Origin of the sequence: Campylobacter sp. CFSAN093224, from assembly GCF_012897395.1 — a bacterium.
In the GTDB taxonomy this organism is placed as follows: domain Bacteria; phylum Campylobacterota; class Campylobacteria; order Campylobacterales; family Campylobacteraceae; genus Campylobacter_D; species Campylobacter_D jejuni.
Map to the genome: position 1 here is coordinate 699,189 of NZ_CP040607.1, position 26,950 is coordinate 726,138.

The following is a 26,950-nucleotide window of genomic DNA, read 5'->3' on the forward strand; positions in this document are numbered from 1 at the left end:
TGACTGTTAATGATCTCGTTATTAATACAGCTGTAAATACTAAAGTTGGCGGAATAATAGGCTGGGGAAATGGTAGTGGAGGGAATAACACTATCAATTTTACAAATGTTGCTATTAATAATATAAGTATAGTAGCAAAGAAGGTTCTTATGTGGGTGGCATAGGCAGACAAATTGATGGTGGTAATTTTAATAATGTTGTGGTTAATGACATAGAAAAACTTATAACTTCTGGGAATGATAGTAAAACAGGAGGATTTACTGGAAAAGTTGGAAATTTAAAGATTAATAATGCTTACTTATTTTATAAAATGGAGCAATTTTGAGTGCTGGAAACTATAAAACACAAGCTGGAAAAGTTATTGGTGATCCTGGAATTAGTGTAAATAATAATTTTAGTAATATTTATGTTTATCATAATTTAGAAAATGGTTACATTGATGAAGGACAGAATTTTTTAAGTCTGTGCAATATAATAATGAAGTAACAGGAAAAAAAGATTTTGATAGTGCTGTAAGAAAGAAATTTAACGATATAAAATATCTTGATAATAATTCTTATGCTTTTGCTGATTCTTTTACCAAGGCAACAGATGCTGTGAAATTATCCAAAGACGACTTTGACCCTAAATTGCTTCAAAGAATTTTAGATGATTTGATGAATGGAAAATACACTTATGATTTTGATACCAAAACTTGGATTTACGCAGATATCAAGGGTGTGGCAGGGGAAAATGAAGCCAGTGAGATCACTCAAAGTTTAAATTTCTTAAATACATTTAAAGATACTGGAGTAGAACAAGAATTTTTAAAGTTATGGCAAGGTTCGCAAGAACAAAGTTATAAAAATTATACCAATCTTTATGAAAAATGGACGCAAAAGAAAACTGCTATGGATAAAATCAAAACCGGCAAAGGTTGTTTCGCTAGTTTTAAAGAAGAATTACAAAAATACCAAGAAGCCTTAGCTCAACTTGACAAAGAAAATAAAAACTATGAAAAAATCAAAGAATCAGGCTTAGTTAGCGATGAAACGCTTAGAGTTATGTATGCAAAACTTTTAGAACAAAAAGAAGCTCTTGAAAAGCAGTTTGCGGATCTTAGTGGAAATGAAGGATTTCACTATAAGCTTGAAAATGAGATTCTAAATTCTCAAGGTTTTGCTATAAATGGAAGCGATGTAGATGGTAAAGTGTACACTGGAAAATATAATTTTGAAGGAAAATTAGCCTCATTGCCAGAAAAATCAAATATATCTATCTATGAGCCAGATAAACAAAAAAAGAGGGAGGGGGGGGTGAAGACCCAGACAAACCTTCTGTATTGCCGCCTGAAATTCCTGAAAAGGTTGTAGAAGCTCCTATAAAAATTCAAACTAAAGTAGACACAAAAAAAAGAAGATGATGATCAAGTGGACATAGGAAAAGCAGATGCTAGAAGTAGTGGTTTGCGTTGTATTGTAAGTGATAATTTTAAGACAATGAACATTTGTGTAAATGCAAAATAGGAAATAAAAATGAGAAATTTAATCTTATTGCAAGTATTTTCACATGCTGAAGAGCTAAATAATAATAAAATAAGAGAGCTTATAGAAAGCTCTTCTGAAGCAAATGGACCACAAAATAAAAATTAAAAAATACATTAAAAAATCAAAAAAGCCCTGTAAATTTTAAAGAGCAAAATACTACAAATATTGCAAATTTACAAACTGATCAAAATGAAGCTAAGGTTTTTGTAAGAGAGTATGTTTTGCATATCGATAATAAAGATTTGACATTTAAAAAATTAAGAATTAGCGAAAAATAAATTCAAGATGCAATAGCTGAATATCGCAACCAAGAATTAAGCTTACAAAATTTAAAAGATATAACAAACATTATAGCTTATTATTGTCAATTAAGTGGCCATCCTTCGGCAACTGCTTATATACCACCGCAAGATTTAAGTTCTAACAAAGTGCAAATTAACATAGCTTTTGGAACTTTATAGGAAAAGTAATTATTAAAAACAACTCAGGTGTCAGAGATTATGCTTTAGAGAGTAAATTGAACAAAAATCTTAAAGGGAAAGTTATCACAACTAAAAATGTGGAAAATGAAATTTATAAAATCAATGAAATATACGGAATCCAAACCAATGCTAATTTACAATCAGGTGATGGTTGTGGAGAAAGCGATGTTATTATAGAAGTAAACAAAGGTGAGATAGTGTAACTTTAACTTTATATTCTAACAACTATGGGACTAAAGAAACAGGTCGTTTTAGAGCAGGAATGAGTCAAAGTTTAAACAATATAGCAAGATAAGGGGATAACTTAAATTTTTATCTTCAAGATAGTGATGAAAATCAAACAGATTATGGGATTAATTATAGTACTTTTATAGGGAATTTAAAAATTACTCCATTTGCAACTCAAGGACATTATGTTCCTGGCAGAATTTATAGAAATCTTAGTTTTTATAGGGACTCTATGAATGTTGGAGTAAATTTTTCTTATCCTGTGTTTTTATATACTGAGTATTCTTTATATCTTGTTTCGGGTTTTACTCATAAAAAGATTAAAGATTATTATCTTGATGGTTTAGTAAGCAATGAAAAAGCGAGAAATAGTGTAAATTTGGGCATAGAAAGAACTTATAGAGGTTTGGAGAATAATGTCCTAAGTTATACTTTAAATTTTATATATGGTAATGTTGAAAATGATGGTGATTTTTCTGGATTTAATGGAGTAAATTTAGGAAATTTTGGAAAAATGAATTTAAATTTAAGCAACAAATATCAATTCTAAGAACGCTTAACTCACATTTTTCAACTCAATTATCAAAAAGTTATCAGCGATGCTGTTTTAGATAGTAGTGAATCCGTATCTTTAGGTAGACCTTGTGGTGTATGTGTTTGTTTAGAAGGTGAGGGAAGTGCGGATAATGTTGTTTCTGGCGCCTTGGGAATAAGATTTCAAACACCTTTAGAAGGGCTTTACTCGACTCCTTTTTATGATATAGGGTATTCTTGGTATGAAAATAAAGAATATCAAAGTGAAAATCATTATCTTATGGATGCAATGGGTATATAAATACTCTATACAAGAAGTGCTAATTTTTATGTAAAAATGGATGCTGCAAGAGCTGTTCATCAGTTTAAACACGATGGAGAACATCGAGCAAGAGTTTATGCAAGCCTAGAAAAATACTTTTAACTTTGGGGTGATTGGAAAATTCCCCCCCCCCCCATTTTTAAACCCACCAAATACTTATATAAATACTTACACAAATATTTATACTATTTAATCCTTTGTTTAATCCCCTTTTAAGTTTAATTGGTTATACTTTCATTTCCTTTTTTGAAAAAAGGACTTAAAATCTTTTAAATTATAAAGTTTCACTAGCTTAGTAGATTTTATAAATTAACTCTTTTGGTTTTTGTCTTATAAACTAAAAGCTTTTTTATAAATCTTGTTTTTTAATTTAAAAACTTTTCTTTTAAAAATGATTTTTTGTTTTGTTCTTTTAAATTAGTATTGTTATTCAAATCTTATTAGTCAATCTTTGAAATCTAAATAAGTGATCGATTGAGCCAGAACAGATTTAGGCATAAGCAATTATGTAAAATCTATTCAATCTAATAATTAAAAAGATTAAAAACTTTTCTTTTAATCTTTCATAACTTTTTCTTTGAAGAAAAAGATTAAACTATCTATAATTTTTTATGGAGAGTTTGATCCTGGCTCAGAGTGAACGCTGGCGGCGTGCCTAATACATGCAAGTCGAACGATGAAGCTTCTAGCTTGCTAGAAGTGGATTAGTGGCGCACGGGTGAGTAAGGTATAGTTAATCTGCCCTACACAAGAGGACAACAGTTGGAAACGACTGCTAATACTCTATACTCCTGCTTAACACAAGTTGAGTAGGGAAAGTTTTTCGGTGTAGGATGAGACTATATAGTATCAGCTAGTTGGTAAGGTAATGGCTTACCAAGGCTATGACGCTTAACTGGTCTGAGAGGATGATCAGTCACACTGGAACTGAGACACGGTCCAGACTCCTACGGGAGGCAGCAGTAGGGAATATTGCGCAATGGGGGAAACCCTGACGCAGCAACGCCGCGTGGAGGATGACACTTTTCGGAGCGTAAACTCCTTTTCTTAGGGAAGAATTCTGACGGTACCTAAGGAATAAGCACCGGCTAACTCCGTGCCAGCAGCCGCGGTAATACGGAGGGTGCAAGCGTTACTCGGAATCACTGGGCGTAAAGGGCGCGTAGGCGGATTATCAAGTCTCTTGTGAAATCTAATGGCTTAACCATTAAACTGCTTGGGAAACTGATAGTCTAGAGTGAGGGAGAGGCAGATGGAATTGGTGGTGTAGGGGTAAAATCCGTAGATATCACCAAGAATACCCATTGCGAAGGCGATCTGCTGGAACTCAACTGACGCTAAGGCGCGAAAGCGTGGGGAGCAAACAGGATTAGATACCCTGGTAGTCCACGCCCTAAACGATGTACACTAGTTGTTGGGGTGCTAGTCATCTCAGTAATGCAGCTAACGCATTAAGTGTACCGCCTGGGGAGTACGGTCGCAAGATTAAAACTCAAAGGAATAGACGGGGACCCGCACAAGCGGTGGAGCATGTGGTTTAATTCGAAGATACGCGAAGAACCTTACCTGGGCTTGATATCCTAAGAACCTTTTAGAGATAAGAGGGTGCTAGCTTGCTAGAACTTAGAGACAGGTGCTGCACGGCTGTCGTCAGCTCGTGTCGTGAGATGTTGGGTTAAGTCCCGCAACGAGCGCAACCCACGTATTTAGTTGCTAACGGTTCGGCCGAGCACTCTAAATAGACTGCCTTCGTAAGGAGGAGGAAGGTGTGGACGACGTCAAGTCATCATGGCCCTTATGCCCAGGGCGACACACGTGCTACAATGGCATATACAATGAGACGCAATACCGCGAGGTGGAGCAAATCTATAAAATATGTCCCAGTTCGGATTGTTCTCTGCAACTCGAGAGCATGAAGCCGGAATCGCTAGTAATCGTAGATCAGCCATGCTACGGTGAATACGTTCCCGGGTCTTGTACTCACCGCCCGTCACACCATGGGAGTTGATTTCACTCGAAGCCGGAATACTAAACTAGTTACCGTCCACAGTGGAATCAGCGACTGGGGTGAAGTCGTAACAAGGTAACCGTAGGAGAACCTGCGGTTGGATCACCTCCTTTCTAGAGTACAAAGTAATAAGTCTCACAACTATTACTTCAATATATAAACTCAATTGATTCTTGTTTAGATTTCAAAGATTGATGATAAAGCTAATTGTTTATGGGGAATTAGCTCAGCTGGGAGAGCGCCTGCTTTGCACGCAGGAGGTCAGCGGTTCGATCCCGCTATTCTCCACCATTTATTAAGGGCCTATAGCTCAGCTGGTTAGAGTGCACCCCTGATAAGGGTGAGGTCACAAGTTCAAGTCTTGTTAGGCCCACCATAAAAAAGATTTGAATAAAGAAGCTTTAAAATCTAAAGCAAGTATATAAAATAGATTAAATATAAAATATAAACTCTATACTTAGATTTATTTTTATCTTTAACTATAAAAGAATATACTTTAATAGATATAAGTAGCATATACATTATGCATTTATATTTATAATGATTATGTTAATATATATACTTCCTTTAGGTTTTAAACCTAAATGTTCTTTTTAATTATCATTGTTAAGAGTCACAAGCAAGTTTTAATAAAAACAATTTTACAGGACTTGTTAAAGGATAAAACCTATTTATCTTTTCTTTAGTTTAACTTAACTTTTAGCTGTCTTTATTTCTATGAATAAAGAGAATATTAGATTTAAGGATTATAAATTAAAGACAAGTTTCAAACTCACAGCTTAGTTGAGACTAAATCATTTAGTTTTATATTAAGTGTTTGAATGCTTTCCGTCTTAAGATAAAGAAGTCTTATCATAAAAACTTTAACAAGGAAGTGATGCGTTTTAGAATCAATAATAAAAGGTAAAAAAGGTAAGCTACTAAGAGCGAATGGTGGATGCCTTGACTGGTAAAGGCGATGAAGGACGTACTAGACTGCGATAAGCTACGGGGAGCTGTCAAGAAGCTTTGATCCGTAGATTTCCGAATGGGGCAACCCAATGTATAGAGATATACATTACCTATATAGGAGCGAACGAGGGGAATTGAAACATCTTAGTACCCTCAGGAAAAGAAATCAATAGAGATTGCGTCAGTAGCGGCGAGCGAAAGCGCAAGAGGGCAAACCCAGTGCTTGCACTGGGGGTTGTAGGACTGCAATGTGCAAGAGGTAAGTTTAGCAGAACATTCTGGAAAGTATAACCATAGAGGGTGATAGTCCCGTATGCGAAAAACAAACCTTAGCTAGCAGTATCCTGAGTAGGGCGGGACACGAGGAATCCTGTCTGAATCCGGGTCGACCACGATCCAACCCTAAATACTAATACCAGATCGATAGTGCACAAGTACCGTGAGGGAAAGGTGAAAAGAACTGAGGTGATCAGAGTGAAATAGAACCTGAAACCATTTGCTTACAATCATTCAGAGCCCTATGTAGCAATACAGGGTGATGGACTGCCTTTTGCATAATGAGCCTGCGAGTTGTGGTGTCTGGCAAGGTTAAGCAAACGCGAAGCCGTAGCGAAAGCGAGTCTGAATAGGGCGCTTAGTCAGATGCTGCAGACCCGAAACGAAGTGATCTATCCATGAGCAAGTTGAAGCTAGTGTAAGAACTAGTGGAGGACTGAACCCATAGGCGTTGAAAAGCCCCGGGATGACTTGTGGATAGGGGTGAAAGGCCAATCAAACTTCGTGATAGCTGGTTCTCTCCGAAATATATTTAGGTATAGCGTTGTGTCGTAATATAAGGGGGTAGAGCACTGAATGGGCTAGGGCATACACCAATGTACCAAACCCTATCAAACTCCGAATACCTTATATGTAATCACAGCAGTCAGGCGGCGAGTGATAAAATCCGTCGTCAAGAGGGAAACAACCCAGACTACCAGCTAAGGTCCCTAAATCTTACTTAAGTGGAAAACGATGTGAAGTTACTTAAACAACCAGGAGGTTGGCTTAGAAGCAGCCATCCTTTAAAGAAAGCGTAATAGCTCACTGGTCTAGTGATTTTGCGCGGAAAATATAACGGGGCTAAAGTAAGTACCGAAGCTGTAGACTTAGTTTACTAAGTGGTAGGAGAGCGTTCTATTTGCGTCGAAGGTATACCGGTAAGGAGTGCTGGAGCGAATAGAAGTGAGCATGCAGGCATGAGTAGCGATAATTAATGTGAGAATCATTAACGCCGTAAACCCAAGGTTTCCTACGCGATGCTCGTCATCGTAGGGTTAGTCGGGTCCTAAGTCGAGTCCGAAAGGGGTAGACGATGGCAAATTGGTTAATATTCCAATACCAACATTAGTGTGCGATGGAAGGACGCTTAGGGCTAAGGGGGCTAGCGGATGGAAGTGCTAGTCTAAGGTCGTAGGAGGTTATACAGGCAAATCCGTATAACAATACTCCGAGAACTGAAAGGCTTTTTGAAGTCTTCGGATGGATAGAAGAACCCCTGATGCCGTCGAGCCAAGAAAAGTTTCTAAGTTTAGCTAATGTTGCCCGTACCGTAAACCGACACAGGTGGGTGGGATGAGTATTCTAAGGCGCGTGGAAGAACTCTCTTTAAGGAACTCTGCAAAATAGCACCGTATCTTCGGTATAAGGTGTGGTTAGCTTTGTATTAGGATTTACTCCGAAAGCAAGGAAACTTACAACAAAGAGTCCCTCCCGACTGTTTACCAAAAACACAGCACTCTGCTAACTCGTAAGAGGATGTATAGGGTGTGACGCCTGCCCGGTGCTCGAAGGTTAATTGATGGGGTTAGCATTAGCGAAGCTCTTGATCGAAGCCCGAGTAAACGGCGGCCGTAACTATAACGGTCCTAAGGTAGCGAAATTCCTTGTCGGTTAAATACCGACCTGCATGAATGGCGTAACGAGATGGGAGCTGTCTCAAAGAGGGATCCAGTGAAATTGTAGTGGAGGTGAAAATTCCTCCTACCCGCGGCAAGACGGAAAGACCCCGTGGACCTTTACTACAGCTTGACACTGCTACTTGGATAAGAATGTGCAGGATAGGTGGGAGGCTTTGAGTATATGACGCCAGTTGTATATGAGCCATTGTTGAGATACCACTCTTTCTTATTTGGGTAGCTAACCAGCTTGAGTTATCCTCAAGTGGGACAATGTCTGGTGGGTAGTTTGACTGGGGCGGTCGCCTCCCAAATAATAACGGAGGCTTACAAAGGTTGGCTCAGAACGGTTGGAAATCGTTCGTAGAGTATAAAGGTATAAGCCAGCTTAACTGCAAGACATACAAGTCAAGCAGAGACGAAAGTCGGTCTTAGTGATCCGGTGGTTCTGTGTGGAAGGGCCATCGCTCAAAGGATAAAAGGTACCCCGGGGATAACAGGCTGATCTCCCCCAAGAGCTCACATCGACGGGGAGGTTTGGCACCTCGATGTCGGCTCATCGCATCCTGGGGCTGGAGCAGGTCCCAAGGGTATGGCTGTTCGCCATTTAAAGCGGTACGCGAGCTGGGTTCAGAACGTCGTGAGACAGTTCGGTCCCTATCTGCCGTGGGCGTAAGAAGATTGAAGAGATTTGACCCTAGTACGAGAGGACCGGGTTGAACAAACCACTGGTGTAGCTGTTGTTCTGCCAAGAGCATCGCAGCGTAGCTAAGTTTGGAAAGGATAAACGCTGAAAGCATCTAAGCGTGAAGCCAACTCTAAGATGAATCTTCTCTAAGCTCTCTAGAAGACTACTAGTTTGATAGGCTGGGTGTGTAATGGATGAAAGTCCTTTAGCTGACCAGTACTAATAGAGCGTTTGGCTTATCTTTAATAAAGCATCACTTCCTTGTTAAGGTTTTTAGAAGACTTTGAATATAGATAATATTTAGAGTTTAATAGAAATCTTTCAAGTAGAGTTTGTATTAGAACTTGCTCTTAACATTGTTTTTTAAGTATTCTATATAAAAACTTATCAAAGATAAAAGATAAGAAAAGAAGAAAGAGAATAAAGAAAAAAGTAAAGGAATAAAAGATTAAGTTTTATTCTTAAATTCAATTTTTCAAAGAATATTTAAATAACAATGTCCGTGATTATACAGATGTGGAAACGCCTTGCTCCATCCCGAACCAAGAAGCTAAGCACATCGTGGGTGATGATACTACGCCTTACTGGCAGGGGGAAAGTAGCTCATTGCGGACTTGTTAATTCTACTTTATCTTATTCTTATAGATTTAAAATCTTAGTTTTTATACGTCAATCGTTGTTTTTATATTTAATTATTTTTTTATGTTTATAGGTTTAATTAGCTTGGGTTGATTTAATGGTTGTTTGAGTTGTTTAGTTTATATGTTTTTATATCTCAATTATTCTTTTTATTTATTTATTGAATCTTTTGTATCAATAATTAATCTTTATGTTTACTTGTATAGGTTTATTTATTCAATCTATTTTTATGTGTCAATTGTTCTTTATATGTCTAGTTTATATTTTATTATGTAGGTTGGGTTTGTTCAATAATTGGGTTGGATTTTTAATCACTCAAGTTTATTTTATAGTGTTTATTGAGGTTTATGGGTTGGGGTTGTTATACACTTCTTAGTTGGGTTAGGGGTTAATGTTGGGTTAGGGTGGATAGACTATGATTGTCTATTCTTGTTGGCGAGAATGAATGTTATACTTGAGATAAATTTTTTATTATCGATAGTCTTGCTATTTAATTGATGTTTGTAAAAAAGTGTGTGTAATTTATGGCTTGTTTGGGTTTGGGTGGGATTAGCTTGGTTAATTTATGGTTTTTTATTGTTAATCTTATAAATTAAATTTATTAGTTTAATCAATTAAATTAATTATGCTTGCTTGATTTATTGCTTTATGGGTCGGTTGAGATTGTTTTTGTCTGGGTGATTGAGATTTATTGTTTGCTTGTTCTTTACAAATACTTTTATTTTATAGTGTTTATTGAGGTTTTATGGGTTGGGGGTTGTTTATGATGAAATAAATATTGCTGTAAATACATGCAAGGGTTTAGTGTTGTCTAAAAAAAGATTACTTGCTTTAAATTTATCTTTTTTTATTCAATAAAACTCTCACTTCTTAAGTGGGAGATGAATTGCTTACAGTGTTAGTTGTACGGCTCTAGTTAGGTATTTGACATAATCAGTAATTTTTTATAGAATACCTATGCGGAATAATGCTAGAAACTCTTAAAAAATATGCAGAAAATCAAGGCATAGAAGATAATTACCCTAAAAAAATATATAACCAAAAAGAAAAAAAGCCCTAATGGAACAAAGCAATGCAAATAACCAAAGGTTTTAAATATAGAATTCTACCTAAACAAAGAACAACAAAAGCTTATTAATCATCAATGTTTCATCTATATCAAGCCTATAATATTTGTTTAAATTTACAGCAAGAGAGTGGGATAAAAATAAGAATTTAGATAAAAAAGATAGGAGTTATTTAAAGGCAAGTAAGATAGATAATCAATAAAACTAGCCTTATAAAAGCAAGAGAATTAAGCTATAAAAGTGTTGTAACCCAACAAGCAAGGATTAATCTTCTCGTGCCTTAGAGCAAGCAATTAGAGATAAAAACAAAGGCTTTCTCAAATTTAAAAACTCTAAATTTGCAAAGCAAAGCTTTAATTGGAATAATCAAGCCTACAAAATCAAAGATAGTGATACTACTAAGTTTAAGATATTTAGACTTATGAATACATTTTTTAAAATGCGTTATCACAGAGATTTACCAAATACTTATAAGTTTAATCAAATCACTATTATCAAAAATCACAATAAATACTATTTAGCTTTTAGTATCATTTATGATGAATCGAATGTTTCTTTAATGTCTAGCAAAGATTTTGATATTAAAAAAGCAGTTGACATTGATTTAAATATCAATGAGATTACCTTAAGCAGTGGAGAGTTAATAGCTACTAACTCAAAGCTACTTAGTAGAGCTGAATATTAAAAGATTGCAAAGAAAACAAAGCAGGAGAATATTAAAAACAAAAAAGGAGAAAACAAAGTTAAGCCATAATTTCAAAAAAACACAATTAAAATTAAATAAAATCTATGAAAAAAGTTCAAAATCAAAAAGGATAGTTATCACAAGATAACTTCAAAACTCATACAAGAATTTGACTTGCTAGCAGTTGAAGATTTGCAAATTAAGAATATGTGTAAAAGAGCTAAATTAAAGAATATAAAAGCTAAAAGTGGTTTAAATAAATCTATTCTTAATACTTCATTCTATCAATTCTCTCAATATCTAGAGTATAAAGCAAAGCATAATGGCAAATTCTTTATAAAAGTCAATCCACAATATACAAGCAAAACTTGTAGTGTATGTGGAAATATCAAAAAAAATCTTATGTTTAAAGATAGAGTGTATCTTTGTGAAAAATGTGGCAACACTTTACATAGAGATATTAATGCTGCAAATAATATCTTAAAGCGTGGATTAAAGTCGTTTGGGTTAGGAATTAGCCTTGAGGACTATAAACTCAAAGCCTTTCGAATTAGCTAATACTAGTTAGCTTTAGCTAGGAAGCTTCTACTTCTAAGCGTTAGCAAAGCTGGAGTGATTTGCATTAAAAATAGAGTATATTGTGAAAGATTTAGCTTAATTTATATACCAATGGTATTTTTATATGAAAAGTTTTTTCATATTGTGGAAATTTTTTAGAAGCTATGCGTATAGTTTCTAAAGCACTTTTATTTAGAAAATCATATTTTGAAGGCTTAAGTATTTTTAAATTTTCTAATTTCTTTTCTTTTGTCCAGGTAAATTCTACAAGAACCTCCCCACTCATACGCATTTTTCTAGCTTGTCTAGGGTAGATTAGGGCTTCATCGATTGCTGATTTTATTTCTTTTAAAAGCTCACTATTACTAGTTAAAGATACGCTTTGGTAAGAGCTGGCTTGTGGAGTTTGTTGCTGCATGATTGGTTGCTGCATGTTTGTATCTTTTTTGGGTTGACTTATTGCCTTTGCATTTGCTGGAGGGATTATTTTTTTAGGTTTAGCGATAGGTTTTTCTTTTCTCGGTTTTATTTTTTTTATTTCTTGCACAGGTTCTTTGGGTTGCACATTCGAAGGCTCTTGTATAGTTTGTGTGGGTTGTGTCGGTTTCATATCGGAGGAATTTTGTACAAAATGTTTGATTGCCATATTAAATTTATTTTCTTTAATAATTTCATTGGGTTGTATGTGTAAAAAATCTTTAGAATAAAGAAAAACAAAAAATAAAGGTGTAAAAACAAATAAAGTGATAAAAGAAGATTGGTTTTTATGATTGCTTATAAATGTTTTCATCTTTTACTCCGTTATGATTTTATTTTTTGATTTAAATATCTTTATTTCTTAAAACACATTCTATGGTAAATTGTTTAAAAAGATAAATTTTGAAACAAATTTCACAGAGAAAAATAACAATCAAATAATCAAGCTTGTATCTAAAAGATATTTAATTTTTGCTATTTACTTCTCTAAAAAAACTTATATTTTTAAGAATTATAGCAAGAAAAAATAAATTTTTAATTAATACTAATTATCATAATTGATACAAAATTTATATTAAATTAATAATTATTATCATAATATTTTGATTTCTAAATCAATATTTGACAAAAGGAGAAAAATGAAAAAAATATGTCTATCAGTTTGCGCCATTGGTCTCTTAAGCTCCAATGCCATATCGCAAAATGTAGAACTAGATAGCTCAATCGTTAGTGCTTCTGGCTTTACCCAAGATATTAAAGAAGCTCCTGCTACTATCAATGTTATCAGTAAAAAAGAATTACAAAGTAAGCCTTATAGAGATGTTGCAGAGGCTATCGCAGATATCCCAGGCGTTGATTTATATGCTAGCAAGGGAAAAACAGGTTCTTATAATATCACTATGAGGGGTATTACTGGATATACTTTGGTTTTGATTGATGGGCGTCGTCAGGGTATTGGCGGAGAGGTGGGCCCTAATGGTTTTAATGAAATTTCAAATTCTTTCTTACCTCCGATTTCTAGTATAGAAAGGATAGAAGTTATAAAAGGCCCTATGAGTACTTTATATGGCTCTGAAGCTTTAGGCGGGGTGGTAAATATCATTACCAAAAAAGTAAGTGATAAATGGGAAACTTCTGTAAGTTTGGATGCTCTTTTAAATGAAAATAAAGATTGGGGTAATACTTATGGAACGAGTATTTATTCTAGTGGTCCTTTGATGAATGACAAATTGGGTCTAACACTTCGATTTAGAGAATTTTACAGACAGCAATCTAATGTTGAATTTACAAATGGAAGTGGACAAAGAGTTCAAGGAGATCAAGCTCAAAGTCCCACAAAAGCAAATAATTTTAATATAGGAACAAGAATTAGTTATTTAGCTAATGATTATAATACCTTTATATTTGATATAGATTTTTCAAGAAATCATTACGATAACAAACAGGGTCAATTAGGAACCATCACAAGCCCAGGTAGTGCGCCAGATAGCTTAACGGGTGGTTATGCAGATATTATGGAAGTTGATAAATTTGTGACTTATTTAAGCCATGAGGGTGTTTATGAAAACTTTTCTATCACTTCTGGTTTGCAGTATAATAGAGTAAGCAATAATGGACGCGAAGTTGTAGGACAAGCTAATCAGCCATTTTTAGGACAAAATAGAGATATAGTCGCAGAAGATATTATCTTAGATACTAAGTCTGTCATTCCTTTGGGACAAAGTCATATTTTAAGCGCAGGTGGTGAATATAGGCTTGAAAAAATGCAAGATAAAATAGCTAATCCGACCAATTTTGATCAGTATTTATTGGCAATATTTGCAGAGGATGAGTATAGTATAAAAGATAACTTAAGATTGACTTTTGGAGCAAGATACAATCATCATGAAATTTTTGGAAACAATGTTTCGCCAAGAGCTTATCTAGTTTATAATCCTACTGATGAACTTACTTTAAAAGGCGGTGTATCTACGGGTTTTAGGACTCCTTATGCAAATCGTTTGATAAATGGAGCTTATAATTATAGTGGTCAAGGTAGATTTCCTATATATGGAAATCCTGATTTAAAAGAAGAGACATCTTTAAATTATGAAATAGCAGCTATTTACAATAATGATTTGTTTTATGTTTCTGCGACAGGTTTTTTAACAAATTTTAAAGATAAAATTTCAACCCAAAGATATAATAAAGACAATATGATTCCAGGAATTGGTACTTGTGATGCTGATAGATGTTTTAAGGCAATCAACCATGGCAAGGTCGAATATAAAGGCATAGAGCTTGGAGCAGGGATAAACCCTCTTGATAATTTAAATGTAAATTTTGCTTATACTTATCTTGATAGTGAGGTTAAAGAAGCACAAGATAAAAGTGTGATAGGTAAACCTGAACAGGATAGTTTAAAACACAATATCATGTTAAAAACTGAATACAGCTTCTATAATAAAATTACCCCTTGGATAAAAGGCGAATGGCAAATAGATCGCTATATGGGTGATACTAATATAAATAGGGAATATTATAAGGATATCTTTTTAGCTTCTATGGGTGTGCGTTATGATATCAATAAGCAATGGAGTATCAACGCAGCTATTTATAATCTTTTTAACAAAAGTTTTACAGATGGTTGGGAATCTTATCAAAATAGCGGTACTACTACTTGGGTCAATACTTACAATCGCATAGAAGAAGGAAGAAGAATATATATTTCCATTAATGGTAGTTTTTAAGCTTTGATAGAAAAGCCAAAGAGCTTGTAAAGGCTTCTTTGGTTTTTTGTTTATAGCATCTTGTGCTTTTAAAAAAGTTAAATTATCGAATCTATTTAAAATTTCTTATCTAATTATCACCCTGTTTACCAATCTTGAAATATATCCTATCCTTATAAAAAAGTAACTAATAAAACTTTAGTTATATAGACTAAATAAAATTAAGTATATTTTTTTATATTTATACTTGACAAAATAACACTCAATGTTGTATAATATATCTAGCAATCAAAAAATAGAGTGCTAGCTTTAAAGGAAAACATGATGAAAAGTCGAGATAAAAAGGATTTGATTTTAGAGTCTATTATCCAAACTTATCTTTTGGATAATGCACCTATTGGTTCTAATGAATTAAATTCAAACCTTTGTATACCTGCTTCGACTATACGCGTTTATCTTAAAAGACTTAGCGATGAGGGTTTGATCACTCAGCTTCATATAAGTAGTGGTAGAATTCCTACTATTTTAACGATGCAAAATTATTGGCAAAGTTTTTGGGAAAAAGAACAAGATAAAAATATCCATATCAAAAACGAAAGCTTTTTGAAAGAGTTAAGTAAAGAATTTGAAATTTATTGTCTTGTTTATGGAGGTAGAAGTTTAGTACTTAAAGAAGTGCTAGATCTTAATACTAAATTTATAGTGCTTGATTTTGAAGATGAAGAGCTGGTTTTAAAATACGAAAAAGAAGCGTGGAATTTTTTACAAAGTCTTATAGGGCTTGATCTTTCTAGTATAGAAAAAATAGCTTTGAGAGTTCATTTTATAGATCTTGTAGAAAAAATAGCTAGCTTAAGACAAAATTTGATTTGCTATAGAAGCAATGAAGAAAGAGCTTATCAAATTTATCAAAATGATGAATTTGTTAAGCTCTTAGATTGTCAAATTCACCGTCATTTTAAAGAAAGTCTTGAATTTGAACCTTTATTTAAAGAAGGTTTTATGGGGCTTAAGGTAGATGCGCAGTTTTTGGGCGAAGATGTAAATATTATCTTAGCAGGTAGTGTTTATACGGATTATAAAAAGATATTACAATACATAAAGGAGGCGGCATGAGCGAACAAAAGCAAGAAATTGAAAATGAAAATGCACAAAATTCTGAAAATTTGCAGGATGAGAATTTGCAAAATATCGAAGATGTTGAGCAAAACAAATTGCAAAAAGACTATGATGAATTAAAAGACAAATATATGCGTGCAAACGCTGAATTTGAAAATATTAAAAAAAGAATGGAAAAAGAAAAGCTAAGTGCTATGGCTTATGCAAATGAAAGCTTTGCAAAGGATTTGCTTGATGTTTTAGATGCTTTAGAAGCAGCTGTTAATGTCGAATGCCAAGATGAAATTAGCTTAAAAATCAAAGAAGGAGTGCAAAATACTTTAGATTTATTTCTTAAGAAACTTGAAAAACATGGAGTGGCTCTTATCAAAGATGAAAAAGAGTTTGATCCTAATTTACACGAAGCAATGTTTCATGTAGATAGTGAAAACCATCAAAGTGGTGAAGTGGTTCAAGTGCTTCAAAAAGGTTATAAAATAGCCGATCGCGTGATCCGCCCAACCAAAGTTAGTGTAGCAAAATAAATTTTAATAAAAGGATAAAAAATGAGTAAAGTTATAGGTATAGATTTAGGAACAACCAATTCTTGTGTTGCTGTGTATGAACGCGGCGAGAGCAAAGTAATCCCAAACAAAGAAGGAAAAAACACAACTCCTTCAGTGGTAGCTTTTACAGATAAAGGCGAGGTTTTAGTAGGCGATAGTGCAAAACGCCAAGCGGTAACTAACCCTGAAAAAACCATTTATTCTATCAAAAGAATTATGGGTTTAATGATCAATGAAGATGCGGCTAAAGAAGCTAAAAATAGACTTCCTTACCACATCACCGAAAGAAATGGTGCGTGCGCAATAGAAATCGCAGGTAAAATTTACACCCCACAAGAAATTTCAGCAAAAGTTTTGATGAAATTAAAAGAAGATGCAGAAGCTTTTTTGGGTGAAAGTGTTACTGATGCGGTGATTACTGTGCCTGCTTATTTTAACGATGCACAAAGAAAAGCGACAAAAGAAGCGGGAGCGATAGCAGGACTTAATGTATTAAGAATTATCAACGAGCCTACTTCAGCAGCTCTAGCTTACGGACTTGATAAAAAAGATAGTGAAAAAATTGTGGTTTATGATCTAGGTGGGGGAACTTTTGACGTTACTGTGCTTGAAACGGGCGATAATGTAGTAGAAGTTTTAGCAACAGGTGGTAACGCTTTCTTAGGTGGTGATGATTTTGATAATAAACTTATAGATTTTCTAGCTAATGAATTTAAAGATGAAACAGGCATAGATCTTAAAAATGATGTTATGGCTTTGCAACGCTTGAAAGAAGCAGCAGAAAATGCTAAAAAAGAATTAAGTTCAGCTAATGAAACTGAAATTAATTTACCATTTATCACAGCAGATGCAAGTGGGCCAAAACATTTGGTTAAAAAACTTACTAGAGCTAAATTTGAAGGTATGATTGATTCTTTAGTAGCTGAAACCATCACTAAAATCAATGAAGTAGTAAGCGATGCAGGGCTTAAAAAAGATGAGATCAAAGAAATCGTTATGGTAGGGGGCTCTACTCGTGTTCCTTTAGTGCAAGAAGAAGTGAAAAAAGCCTTTAATAAAGATCTTAATAAGTCTGTAAATCCTGATGAAGTTGTGGCTATCGGTGCGGCGATTCAAGGTGCGGTTATAAAAGGTGATGTAAAAGATGTGCTTTTACTTGATGTTACTCCGCTCTCTTTGGGTATAGAAACTCTAGGCGGGGTAATGACTAAGATTATCGAAAAAGGTACAACTATTCCAACTAAAAAAGAGCAAGTTTTCTCAACCGCTGAAGATAATCAAAGTGCTGTAACTATCAATGTTTTACAAGGGGAAAGAGAATTTAGTCGTGATAATAAATCTTTAGGAAATTTTAATCTTGAAGGAATTCCACCAGCACCACGCGGTATGCCACAAATCGAAGTTACTTTTGATATCGATGCAAATGGTATTTTAACTGTTAGTGCAAAAGATAAAGCAACAGGTAAGGCTCAAGAGATCAAAATCACAGGTTCAAGCGGACTTAGCGAAGAAGAGATTAATAACATGGTAAAAGATGCTGAACTTCACAAAGAAGAAGATAAAAAACGCAAAGAAGCTGTAGATGCTAGAAATGCAGCTGATAGCTTGGCGCATCAAGTAGAAAAATCTTTAAGTGAGTTGGGTGAAAAAGTTGCCACTGCTGATAAAGAAAATATTCAAAAAGCTCTTGATGATTTGCGTGAGATTTTGAAAAATCAAAATGCAAGCAAAGAAGAGATTGAAAGCAAAATGAAAGCTTTAAGTGAAGTTTCTCATAAGTTAGCCGAAAATATGTATAAAAAAGATGAGCCAAACACAGCAAATGATAAAAAGAAAAAAGATGACGATGTAATCGACGCTGAAGTTGAGTAATCTTAAAATCTCTATTCAAGCCTTTTTAAAAGGCTTGAAAATTTTTTAAAATTTTAAAGAAATGACAAAAACTGTAAAATATAATTCTTTTATTAGCTTGCTACCTAATTTTTCATTGATTTTTTAACCAATTCTTTTTGAAGTTCTAATTCAAATCAGACAATTCATTTTAGTGCAAGCAAACTAAAAAATTAGCAATAAAATAAAATTAATCTAAAAACTTTTTAGATATAATCTTAATAAACATAAAAGGAAAAATTTGAATTTATCATTTAAAACCTTTGATATTTCCAATACACAACGATCAAAAGCTAAAAAAGTGCAGGGTAAAAAATATGAAATTTTTCTTAATGAAAATGAGCACAGTCTTATAACTCCTAAAGTGTCTTTTAAAGAAATTTTGAGGTATTATTATCTTTATCCAAAAAATGCCATCCCTTCTTTTAAGTTACCTTTTTTCAAGCCTGATTTGAGTGGTTTTAGCACCCCACATATTACTTGGCTTGGACATTCTTCGCTTTTTATAAGTTTTAAAGAGTATAAAATTTTGATCGATCCTGTTTTTAACACTCATGCTTCGCCTATTTCTTTTATTAACAAGGCTTTTAAAAATGCTCCTATTTATAATGTAAATGATTTTAATGAAATTTTTGCTGTGATTATCACGCATTCGCATTTTGATCATTTAGATGCTAAGAGTGTCAAAGCTTTAAAAGAAAAAGCACGATTTTTTATCACACCTTTAAAAGTGGGAAATTATCTAAAAAGCTATGGAGTGAGTGAGAAAAAAATCATAGAGCTTGATTGGTGGAGCGGCATAGAATTTGGTGATTTAAAAATCATTGCAACACCTGCACAACACAGTTCAAGCAGGGGAGATGGTAAAAACAAAACCCTTTGGGCTTCTTTTGTGATGGAATTTTTAAGTGTAGATAAGAGAGTGTTTTTTAGCGCAGATGGAGGGTATTTTACACATTTTAAAAAAATAGGTGAGTATTTTGGAGATTTTGACTTAGCTTGTCTTGAAAGCGGACAATTTAATATCGCCTGGCCATATTCACACTCTTTTCCTGAGCAAATTTTAAAAGAAGCAAAAGATCTTAATACAAAAGCTGTCATGCCTATACATTGGGGGAGATTTTTAGCAGGAACTCATGCATGGAATGAGGTGGTAAAATTTCTTTATGAAAATTTAGATTTACCCCTTATCACACCAAAAATGGGCGAGGCTTATGAAGTAGGAGCTAAATTTAAACAGGATTTTTGGTGGAAAGAAGAATAAATTAACACAAGTTTATAATTTATATTTTGGCTTTTGCTATAGTTTTGTAAAACTAAAAAAGGAGATTTTGTGAAAATCATTCAATGGAATGGAGCGGAATTTAGCCCAAAAGAAGTGAAAATCAATGTTTTAATTGATAATGAAAAAGGTAAAGAAATTCAAATTTTATTAGCTAAAGATAGCGTGATGAAAGAGCATAAAGCCCCTTTTGCTATACATGTTCAAGTTTTAAGCGGTAAAATTTGGTTTGAAGTGGAAAAGGAAAAATTTGAATTAAATGCTTTAGATATGATAAGCCTAGAGGCAAATGTAGCGCATTCTTTAGGTGGATTGGAAAATTCTATAATAAGATTGAGTTTAAATAAATCAGATAGTATTCAAAGGGTAAATGCTGTGCTTAAAAAGCCTTAGTCATAAGCCTTTTGTTTAAAGGCTTATGGGTTAAGATCGTAAATGATTAATTACAGGATCTGCTTTGTAAATAGCTAAGATATTGATTCCAGATTGAAAAATTTCATATTCTAAATTTTCTAATATATTGATAATATCTTGAATGTTTGATTTGATAATTTCAATTTGTAAAATGGGTTTAAAAGTTTTAATATGATTTAAACATCCTAATATAACTTCTTGTTCCATACCTTCTACATCTATTTTAATAAGATCTAATCTTTTAAAATTGAAATTATCAAGTTTTAAATAAGGAACTTTTTCTTTTTTTTGAGGTATTTGTCCTATAAATTCATTATTGTTTTGAGATTTTAATTCTAGACTTCCAAAAGAAGCTTTTTGGGTATAATCAGGGATTAAAATTTCAAGTTCGTTTTGATTTTTTTCAGGATTTCCAATGGCTGCATGTATTGCTCTGGCATTAAAACAATTGTTTATTGCTATATTTCCTGCTAAAGCATAAAAAAGTCTCTCTTGTGCTTCAAAGGCTAATACCCCCCCCCAGTCATGCATTTCTATAGCCCACTTAATAGTATGAGCACCAATATTTGCACCGCAGTCTATTGCAAAAACATAGCCTTCGTAGTATTTTCTCCGTAGTTTTAAAAGATTAACACACAGATCAATTTCCTCTGAATCAAAGCTACCATAGTTTAAAAATTGAAAACCAACTCCATAACTTCCTTGGGATGTATCATGTCTATCTAGATGGTTGATAATCATAGTTCCATTATTTGTGGCTGCAAGTATAAAAGGTAAAGGTCTTTTCATGGTAACTATTTGTAATTCGCAATGAAATAAGCTATTCTTTCTAAACCTTTCTTGATAAATTCATCGCTTATAGCATAAGAAAGTCTAAAGTATCCATCCATTCCAAAACCTATACCTGGAACAACGGCAACTTTTTCTTGTTCAAGTAATTTTTGGCAAAATTTCATAGAATCTTTTTCTATTTTTTGTATATTTACAAAAAGATAAAAAGCACCTTCTGGTTTATAAATACTGATCTTTGGGATTTGTTTAAGCATATCTAAGGCTAAGTTACGGCGTTTTTCAAAAGCTTGACGCATTTTTTCTATATCTTCATCACATTCTCCATTTAAAGCAGGAATGGCTGCATGTTGAGTGATGGAGCAAATATTTGAAGTGCTTTGTCCTTGAAGTCTTTTAACGGCTGAAATTAGGGCTTTATTTTTGCTTGCCATATAGCCAAAACGCCATCCTGGCATAGCTCCACATTTGCTAAGTCCGTTAATGGTCACAGTACGTTTTAAAGCATCTTCGCTTACACTTGCAAAAGCTACAAAATCAAAACCATCATAGCGAAGTTTTTCATACATTTCATCACTTAAAACAGTAATTTGCGTTCCTTCTAAAACTTTAGCAATTTGAGTTAATTCTTCTTTAGAATAAATCGATCCCACAGGATTTGAAGGAGAATTTAGCATCAAAACTTTGGTTTTAGCTGTGATAGCTTTTTTTAATTGTTCAGCGGTAATTTTAAAGCCATTTTCTTCTAAGCCTTCTATAAATACAGGTTTTCCACCTGCAAATTTTACCATTTCAGGATAGCTTACCCAGTAAGGACTAGGGATAATCACTTCATCATCTTTTTCTACTAAGCATTCTATACATTCAAAAAGAGAGTGTTTTGCGCCTACATTGGTGATGATTTCATTTGTTTCATAATCAAGATTATTATCTTTTTTAAATTTGGTTTGAATAGCTTTTAATACTTCAGGAATTCCTGCAACAGCAGTGTATTTTCCACATCCTTTTTCAATAGCACTTATAGCGGCATTTTTGATGGTTTGTGGTGTGTCAAAATCAGGTTCACCCGCTGAAAAACTAATGATATCCTCGCCTTTGGCTTTAAGTTCATTGGCAAGTGCAGTGATAGCTAAAGTGATAGATTCTTCTAAAACTTGAGATCTTTTTGTAAGCATTTTTCAATCCTTAATAATTTTTGTTTAATTTTAGCAGAAAATTGCATTTTTACAATAAATTTAATTTAAAAATGAGTTATAAATTTCAATAAATGTGAAAATTTGTATTAATTTTTAGGAAAAATTAATACGCATAATAATACATATAATTTTATGTATTATAAAAAATTATTATTTTTGTGATTCAGGTTGTTTTAATATAAGATTTTCAAGTTCTAAAATTTTCTTTTCTAACTTTTCTAGTTTGTCATCGCAATTTGCATCTATGGCTCTAATATTTTTATTTTTACGCTCTTCGATAATATAAGCAGGAATTCCAACGGCAGTTAAATTTGCACCTACATCTTTAACCACTACAGCATTTGAGCCTATTTTGGCATTTTCTCCTATGGTGATATTGCCAAGTACTTTTGCGCCTGAGCCTATGATCACTCCTTTTTTTATAGTTGGATGGCGTTTAGTACCTTTTTCAAGGCTTGTTCCACCTAAAGTAACGCCTTGATAAATTAAAACATCATCTTCTATAATTGCTGTTTGACCTATAACCACTCCATTGGCATGATCTATAAAAATACGCCTTCCAAGTTCTGCTCCAGGGTGCAAATCTACCCCAGTTAAGAATTGTGAAATTCCGCTAATCATTCTAGCAATGCGTTTAAAATTTCTTATGTAAAAAAAATGTGCAAAGCGGTAATTTACTACAGCCCATACTCCAGGGTAATTAAAAAAAAGTTCTATACAAGAATTAAAAGCTGGATCTTGTGCCTTTGGCTGAGAAAAATCTTCTTTTATAATACCCCAAAAATTCATCTAAACTCCTATGCTTTTTAAATAACCATTATCATTTAAGAAAAGATAAAGTTCGCCTAAAATATGCTTTTTTTGCTTATCATTTACAAGCTTAGAATTACTTATGCGTTCATTAAGTATATCCATGATAGCGTGTATATCATAGTCTAAATCTTCTAAGGTATCAAGTATGGATTGCGCTTCTATAATCCCCTCGACTTCATAGCCTTTTTCATTGATGCTTATAATAGCTTCAGTAGGATGAGTAAAAAGATTGTGTTTCATTCCAAGTACTTCTTGATAGGCACCTACAAGAAAAAACCCTAGAAAATAATTTTCTTTTTCTACATCTACATCGTGCAAAAATAAAGGTTTATCTTTAGAGTATGAAATTTCTCCATCGCTATCGCAGGTTATATCCCAAATACTTGCACTTCGTGTCGGTTCTTCATCTAAGCGATCAAGTGGCATGATGGGGAAATTCTGTTCTAAACCCCAAAAATCAGGCATGCTTTGAAAGAGCGAAAAATTTACCAAATACCTTTCTTGCACTTCATCTTGTATGGCAAGTAAATCCGCAGGATTTTGCTTATCGCCTAAAAGCAAGATGGCTTTTTTTGTAATCAAATGAGTTAAAATTTCAGCATTGGAACGATCTTGTAAATCCACATAGCCCAAATCAAAAAGAGTTAAAATACTCTCTAAATGATCTATGCTATCGTGCAAGTATTCTAAAGCATTGGAAGGTTTTATACTTTTATAAAGATCATAAAGCTCATCGATAAGTTTTGGATTTTGTTTTTTAAGTATGAGTTTGTTTTCTGCGTATTCTTGAGAAAAAAGTTCTAATACAGGAGCGATTAAAACAGCGTGATTAGCTGCTACAAAACGTCCACTTTCTATGAAAATATCAGGCTCTAAATCTTTTTTTTGTTCGGCTATGTTTTTTAGGATAAAAACTACATCGTTAGCGTATTCTCTTAGGGTGTAATTTCTACTTTTTTCATTTTTAAATTGTGAGTATTCCACAGCTAAACCGCCACCAAGATTAATAGCTTTTAGATTTTTAGCTCCCATTTTTCTAAGTTCTGTATAGATATTTCCTGCTTCATTTAAGGCTTTTTTCAAGGGGTGAATTTCGGTAATTTGTGAGCCTAGATGAAAGTGAATCATGGTAAATTGTTCTAAAAGTTTGTTTTCTTTGAGTAAATTTACCGCTTCTATGAGTTCAGTGGATGTAAGTCCAAATTTAGAATTAATCCCACCGCTTTTTGCCCAAATTCCAACTCCAGCAGAATGCAAACGTACACGTAAGCCTATATTTGGTTTAGGTTTAAAGCGTTCTTTAGCTATGTCTATGATAGCTTCAAGTTCATTAAGTCCTTCTATGGTTAAAGTGATATTATGTCCCATTTCAGCTGCAATAAAGCCTATGTTGATAAGTTCTCTATCTTTAAAGCCATTTACGGTAATAGGTGCGCCTTCGTTATTATAAGCCATAGCGAGTAAAAGCTCTGCCTTAGAACCTGCTTCAAGTCCATAGTTATAGTCTTTTCCAAGTTTTACAAGATTTTTTACAAAACCAGGGTATTGATTGACCTTTAAAGGATAAACAGCGTTAAATCCTCCTTTATAGCCAAATTCCTTTCTTGCTTTATTGAAATTTCCGTAAATATTTTCAATTTGTTTTTGGATAAGATGAGGAAATCTTAAAAGTAAAGGCCCCTTGTATCCATCATCTCTTAATTCTTTAACTATATCAATAATAGCAGGTTTTTTCTCGTAATTGATACAAACTTTACCATTTTTGATAATGAAATTTTCATTTCCCCAAATATCAATACCATAATCCATCATAAAACCTTCTTTAAGTCTGAAATTTTAATCATTTTTTCTTCTTTTTTTGCTAAATTTTTATAAAACAAACTTTCATTTTGTGCTTCATTTTCTCCCATGCAAAGAAAAATTTCAGTATTATTTTTATCCGCGTTTTCAAGATGTTTGGCTAGTTTTCTTGCTTCATAGCTTAAAAGTACTTTATATTCTTTTCTTAAATTTGTAGCGATATGCAAAAGTTTTTGGATATAAATTTCATCCATAGCACAAAGATAAATTCCTTCTCTTTGAATCTTTTCTTCTTTTTGTTCTAAAATAGTTATAATTCTTTCTATACCCATGGCAAAACCTATACCATAGCCACTTTTTCCACCTAAATACTCTATAAGTCTATCGTAGCGTCCTCCACCTGCGATAGCAGCCTTTGCTCCTATTTCATCGCTTATAAATTCAAAAGCCGTTTTAGAATAATAATCCAAACCCCTCACAAGTTTTGAATCTAACTCAAATTTAACTCCATTATCCTTTAAAATTTGTTGCAGTGTTTCAAAGTCTTTTTGGCAAGAGGTGCATAAATTATTGATCAAAAGCGGAGCATTTTCAAGCAAATTTTGACAATGCTCATTTTTACAATCTAAGACACGAATAGGATTTAAATTTTTTCTACGCAAACAATCTTCACAAAAACCTTCTTTGGAATCTAAGAATTCAACGAGCCTATCGCGGTATTTTGGCAAGCATTGTGAGCAGCCTAAAGAATTAAGTTGAAGTTTAAAATCAATACCAAGGCGTGAGAAAATTTCTACTAGCATTAAAATAATGCTTGCATCTTCATAAACATTAGGTATGCCAAGGCTTTCAACTCCAAATTGATGAAATTCTCTTAAGCGACCCTTTTGAGGTCTTTCATAACGAAACATAGAACCATAATAAAACCATCTTTTCACACTAGTGTTTTTATCGAGTTTTTTTTCTATATAGGCACGCACCACCCCAGCAGTTCCTTCAGGACGCATGCAAACATGATTTTCGCCTTTATCGATAAATTCATACATTTCTTTACCTACTATATCAGAACTTTCTCCTACGCTTCTTTTAAAAAGGGTGCAAAGTTCTAAATGCGGTGTATTGATAAAAGTAAAGCCATAGTTTTTAGCTACTTCTTCGCAGATTTTAATCACTTTTTCATAATAATATGCATCTTTATCTAATAAATCTTTCATTCCTTTTAAAGCGTTAATCATTGTAAAAATTCCTTTATTTGTTGGTGTAATTTTTCTTTACTTTCTTTTGCGTCAAGTGTTAAAATTTCTACAGAAATTTTTTCTTTTAAAAAATGAAGCACTTTTTCGAGTTTATCTTGCACGCTTAAAAAATACTCAATGCCACGTTTTTCTATACTATCTAGTTCTTTTTGACTGAGGCGTTCTTGGATAAGGTTTGCATCTCCTTTTAAAAAGATAATTTTTTGTGGAAAAAAATTTTCTAAAGCAAAACTATTTAAAGCAAAAAGCAAATCGTTTTCAAAATCTTTGGCATAAGCCATGCCTGAAATAAAACTTCTATCGCTAATAATGAGTTTGTTTTGATTGGTTTTTAAGATTTCTTCAAAATGTTGAGCACGATCAGCTAAAAAAAGCAAGAGTTCAGCTCTTTTGTTAATAGGATGAGTTTTATTAAGTAAAATTTCTCTTAAATGTTTTCCAAGTTCTGTTCCGCCAGGTTCGAGTGTGAAAATGGCGTCTTTATAAATTTCTTTTAAAAGTGAAATTTGCGTACTTTTTCCTACGCAGTCAATACCTTCAAAAACTACATACAAGATTGATCCTTTAAAAAAGGTAGAATTTCTTTTGGAACAAGAGAACTTACATCACCCCCATGTGCTACTATAGAACGCACAATAGAACTTGAAATAAAAGCATGTTTTAGACTTGGCATAAGATAAATGGTTTCCATATCTTCCCAAAGTGCGTGATTTGCATAGCCAATTTGCAATTCGTATTCAAAATCACTCACTGCTCTAAGTCCACGGATTATAGTATTAACTTTTAATTCTTTGGCTAAATCTACAAGTAAATTATCAAAAGCAATGATTTTAACATTTTTTAAATTTTGTGTTGCGAGCAGGGCTAGTTCTTTGCGTTTTTCTAAATCATAGCAAGGTTTTTTATGTTCACTTTTTGCTATGGCAACGATGACTTCATCAAAAATTTTTAAAGCCCGTTTTATAACATCTAAATGCCCGTTGGTAATAGGATCAAAAGTCCCAGGATATAAACAAGTCATTTTTGCTCCAATTTTTTT

The 26,950-nt window shown here is 33.4% G+C and carries 23 protein-coding genes, 2 tRNA genes, 3 rRNA genes and 1 pseudogene; 20 read left to right on the top strand and 9 right to left on the bottom strand.

From position 1 onward, the window contains the following. Window positions 1-151 precede the first annotated feature (151 nt). The 14 genes from FBF11_RS08475 (at window position 152) to FBF11_RS03700 (ending at window position 11,622) form a co-directional block, all read left to right on the top strand. Entirely contained in the window at window positions 152-325 is a 174-nt protein-coding gene (locus tag FBF11_RS08475; RefSeq protein ID WP_002858593.1) for a hypothetical protein, read from the top strand. 139 nt (window positions 326-464) lie between these two features. Beyond that, window positions 465-1,352 carry a hypothetical protein gene (locus tag FBF11_RS03655; protein ID WP_100630099.1) on the top strand — a complete coding sequence of 296 codons (888 nt, stop codon included), beginning with the start codon at window positions 465-467 and terminating at the stop codon, window positions 1,350-1,352. Between the two features lie 512 nt (window positions 1,353-1,864). Next, window positions 1,865-1,987 (top strand): hypothetical protein, encoded by a 123-nt coding sequence (locus FBF11_RS08480; protein WP_285816309.1) that lies wholly within the window; start codon window positions 1,865-1,867, stop codon window positions 1,985-1,987. 56 nt (window positions 1,988-2,043) lie between these two features. Then, window positions 2,044-2,211: a hypothetical protein gene (locus tag FBF11_RS08485; protein ID WP_002864369.1), complete on the top strand. Its 168-nt coding sequence runs from the start codon at window positions 2,044-2,046 to the stop codon at window positions 2,209-2,211. Window positions 2,212-2,468: 257 nt separating this feature from the next. Next, a complete protein-coding gene (locus FBF11_RS08490) occupies window positions 2,469-2,786 on the top strand; it encodes a hypothetical protein (RefSeq protein ID WP_002858604.1) in 318 nt (105 codons plus the stop codon). A gap of 153 nt (window positions 2,787-2,939) precedes the next feature. Then, window positions 2,940-3,071, top strand: coding sequence for a hypothetical protein (locus tag FBF11_RS08580; protein WP_002858570.1), 132 nt, complete (start codon window positions 2,940-2,942; stop codon window positions 3,069-3,071). Between the two features lie 629 nt (window positions 3,072-3,700). Further along, window positions 3,701-5,213 (top strand): 16S ribosomal RNA (locus FBF11_RS03665). A 102-nt stretch (window positions 5,214-5,315) separates the two neighbouring features. Continuing rightward, window positions 5,316-5,391: transfer RNA gene (locus FBF11_RS03670), tRNA-Ala, on the top strand. A gap of 8 nt (window positions 5,392-5,399) precedes the next feature. After that, a tRNA-Ile gene (locus FBF11_RS03675) sits at window positions 5,400-5,476 on the top strand. Between the two features lie 534 nt (window positions 5,477-6,010). Further along, window positions 6,011-8,917, top strand: a 23S ribosomal RNA gene (locus FBF11_RS03680). A gap of 254 nt (window positions 8,918-9,171) precedes the next feature. Further along, window positions 9,172-9,288: ribosomal RNA gene (gene rrf, locus FBF11_RS03685) — 5S ribosomal RNA — on the top strand. Together the 16S, 23S and 5S rRNA genes with 2 tRNA genes alongside form the textbook arrangement of a ribosomal RNA operon. A gap of 991 nt (window positions 9,289-10,279) precedes the next feature. Next, window positions 10,280-10,372 (top strand): hypothetical protein, encoded by a 93-nt coding sequence (locus FBF11_RS03690; protein WP_002776614.1) that lies wholly within the window; start codon window positions 10,280-10,282, stop codon window positions 10,370-10,372. A 428-nt stretch (window positions 10,373-10,800) separates the two neighbouring features. Beyond that, window positions 10,801-11,064, top strand: coding sequence for a hypothetical protein (locus tag FBF11_RS03695; protein ID WP_002792117.1), 264 nt, complete (start codon window positions 10,801-10,803; stop codon window positions 11,062-11,064). Window positions 11,065-11,238: 174 nt separating this feature from the next. Then, entirely contained in the window at window positions 11,239-11,622 is a 384-nt protein-coding gene (locus FBF11_RS03700; protein WP_002792118.1) for an RNA-guided endonuclease TnpB family protein, read from the top strand. Between the two features lie 91 nt (window positions 11,623-11,713). On the opposite strand, the gene FBF11_RS03705 is transcribed toward FBF11_RS03700, so the two are convergent. Beyond that, window positions 11,714-12,412, bottom strand: a complete 699-nt coding sequence (locus FBF11_RS03705) for an energy transducer TonB (RefSeq protein WP_002858756.1) — start codon at window positions 12,410-12,412, stop codon at window positions 11,714-11,716. A gap of 325 nt (window positions 12,413-12,737) precedes the next feature. Between FBF11_RS03705 and cfrA the strand changes: the two genes are divergently transcribed. The 4 genes from cfrA (at window position 12,738) to dnaK (ending at window position 18,343) form a co-directional block, all read left to right on the top strand. Then, window positions 12,738-14,828, top strand: a complete 2,091-nt coding sequence (cfrA, locus tag FBF11_RS03710) for a TonB-dependent ferric enterobactin receptor CfrA (protein ID WP_168977456.1) — start codon at window positions 12,738-12,740, stop codon at window positions 14,826-14,828. A gap of 300 nt (window positions 14,829-15,128) precedes the next feature. Further along, entirely contained in the window at window positions 15,129-15,923 is a 795-nt protein-coding gene (locus FBF11_RS03715) for an HrcA family transcriptional regulator (RefSeq protein WP_011049776.1), read from the top strand. Next, window positions 15,920-16,450 carry a nucleotide exchange factor GrpE gene (grpE, locus tag FBF11_RS03720; RefSeq protein WP_057097065.1) on the top strand — a complete coding sequence of 177 codons (531 nt, stop codon included), beginning with the start codon at window positions 15,920-15,922 and terminating at the stop codon, window positions 16,448-16,450. The genes FBF11_RS03715 and grpE overlap by 4 nt, the downstream gene beginning before the upstream one ends. A gap of 21 nt (window positions 16,451-16,471) precedes the next feature. Beyond that, complete coding sequence (gene dnaK, locus FBF11_RS03725; protein ID WP_168977457.1) at window positions 16,472-18,343, top strand: molecular chaperone DnaK; 1,872 nt, start codon at window positions 16,472-16,474, stop codon at window positions 18,341-18,343. A gap of 45 nt (window positions 18,344-18,388) precedes the next feature. Here the strand turns inward: dnaK and FBF11_RS08640 are convergent. Continuing rightward, window positions 18,389-18,498, bottom strand: a pseudogene (locus tag FBF11_RS08640) (flagellar basal body protein FliL); the annotation flags it as partial. Window positions 18,499-18,602: 104 nt separating this feature from the next. On the opposite strand from FBF11_RS08640, the gene FBF11_RS03730 reads away from it, so the two are divergent. Together FBF11_RS03730 and FBF11_RS03735 are read left to right on the top strand one after the other, a co-directional pair. Beyond that, the gene (locus FBF11_RS03730; protein WP_002897400.1) at window positions 18,603-19,625 is read left to right on the top strand and encodes an MBL fold metallo-hydrolase; all 1,023 of its coding nucleotides are present in this window, start codon (window positions 18,603-18,605) and stop codon (window positions 19,623-19,625) included. Between the two features lie 69 nt (window positions 19,626-19,694). Then, window positions 19,695-20,036: a cupin domain-containing protein gene (locus tag FBF11_RS03735; protein WP_002868516.1), complete on the top strand. Its 342-nt coding sequence runs from the start codon at window positions 19,695-19,697 to the stop codon at window positions 20,034-20,036. A gap of 30 nt (window positions 20,037-20,066) precedes the next feature. On the opposite strand, the gene FBF11_RS03740 is transcribed toward FBF11_RS03735, so the two are convergent. The 7 genes from FBF11_RS03740 to coaD form a co-directional block, all read right to left on the bottom strand. Further along, a complete protein-coding gene (locus FBF11_RS03740) occupies window positions 20,067-20,846 on the bottom strand; it encodes an FkbM family methyltransferase (RefSeq protein ID WP_041160083.1) in 780 nt (259 codons plus the stop codon). A gap of 5 nt (window positions 20,847-20,851) precedes the next feature. Next, entirely contained in the window at window positions 20,852-22,021 is a 1,170-nt protein-coding gene (locus FBF11_RS03745; RefSeq protein WP_002897405.1) for a pyridoxal phosphate-dependent aminotransferase, read from the bottom strand. 171 nt (window positions 22,022-22,192) lie between these two features. Continuing rightward, entirely contained in the window at window positions 22,193-22,831 is a 639-nt protein-coding gene (gene cysE / locus FBF11_RS03750; protein ID WP_002860746.1) for a serine O-acetyltransferase, read from the bottom strand. Continuing rightward, window positions 22,832-24,667: a biosynthetic arginine decarboxylase gene (gene speA / locus FBF11_RS03755; protein ID WP_010891885.1), complete on the bottom strand. Its 1,836-nt coding sequence runs from the start codon at window positions 24,665-24,667 to the stop codon at window positions 22,832-22,834. It lies immediately after the preceding gene. After that, on the bottom strand, window positions 24,664-25,890 hold the full coding sequence (gene hisS / locus FBF11_RS03760; RefSeq protein ID WP_002852541.1) for a histidine--tRNA ligase: 1,227 nt from the start codon (window positions 25,888-25,890) through the stop codon (window positions 24,664-24,666). Before hisS ends, speA begins: the two co-directional genes overlap by 4 nt. Next, the gene (gene tmk, locus FBF11_RS03765; RefSeq protein WP_002852526.1) at window positions 25,887-26,465 is read right to left on the bottom strand and encodes a dTMP kinase; all 579 of its coding nucleotides are present in this window, start codon (window positions 26,463-26,465) and stop codon (window positions 25,887-25,889) included. The genes hisS and tmk overlap by 4 nt, the downstream gene beginning before the upstream one ends. Further along, window positions 26,456-26,932, bottom strand: a complete 477-nt coding sequence (gene coaD, locus FBF11_RS03770; protein ID WP_002852633.1) for a pantetheine-phosphate adenylyltransferase — start codon at window positions 26,930-26,932, stop codon at window positions 26,456-26,458. The genes tmk and coaD overlap by 10 nt, the downstream gene beginning before the upstream one ends. Window positions 26,933-26,950: the final 18 nt, after the last annotated feature.

What these genes read in the sequence shown, in the direction of transcription:
- FBF11_RS03705 (WP_002858756.1), bottom strand. Translation starts at nt 12,412, where the DNA reads ATGAAAACATTTATAAGCAATCATAAAAACCAATCTTCTTTTATCACT.
- FBF11_RS03690 (WP_002776614.1), top strand. Translation starts at nt 10,280, where the DNA reads ATGCTAGAAACTCTTAAAAAATATGCAGAAAATCAAGGCATAGAAGAT.
- FBF11_RS03715 (WP_011049776.1), top strand. Translation starts at nt 15,129, where the DNA reads ATGATGAAAAGTCGAGATAAAAAGGATTTGATTTTAGAGTCTATTATC.
- coaD (WP_002852633.1), bottom strand. Translation starts at nt 26,932, where the DNA reads ATGACTTGTTTATATCCTGGGACTTTTGATCCTATTACCAACGGGCAT.
- FBF11_RS08490 (WP_002858604.1), top strand. Translation starts at nt 2,469, where the DNA reads ATGAATGTTGGAGTAAATTTTTCTTATCCTGTGTTTTTATATACTGAG.
- FBF11_RS03745 (WP_002897405.1), bottom strand. Translation starts at nt 22,021, where the DNA reads ATGCTTACAAAAAGATCTCAAGTTTTAGAAGAATCTATCACTTTAGCT.
- cfrA (WP_168977456.1), top strand. Translation starts at nt 12,738, where the DNA reads ATGAAAAAAATATGTCTATCAGTTTGCGCCATTGGTCTCTTAAGCTCC.
- speA (WP_010891885.1), bottom strand. Translation starts at nt 24,667, where the DNA reads ATGATGGATTATGGTATTGATATTTGGGGAAATGAAAATTTCATTATC.
- cysE (WP_002860746.1), bottom strand. Translation starts at nt 22,831, where the DNA reads ATGAATTTTTGGGGTATTATAAAAGAAGATTTTTCTCAGCCAAAGGCA.
- FBF11_RS03740 (WP_041160083.1), bottom strand. Translation starts at nt 20,846, where the DNA reads ATGAAAAGACCTTTACCTTTTATACTTGCAGCCACAAATAATGGAACT.
- grpE (WP_057097065.1), top strand. Translation starts at nt 15,920, where the DNA reads ATGAGCGAACAAAAGCAAGAAATTGAAAATGAAAATGCACAAAATTCT.
- dnaK (WP_168977457.1), top strand. Translation starts at nt 16,472, where the DNA reads ATGAGTAAAGTTATAGGTATAGATTTAGGAACAACCAATTCTTGTGTT.
- hisS (WP_002852541.1), bottom strand. Translation starts at nt 25,890, where the DNA reads ATGATTAACGCTTTAAAAGGAATGAAAGATTTATTAGATAAAGATGCA.
- FBF11_RS03695 (WP_002792117.1), top strand. Translation starts at nt 10,801, where the DNA reads ATGAATACATTTTTTAAAATGCGTTATCACAGAGATTTACCAAATACT.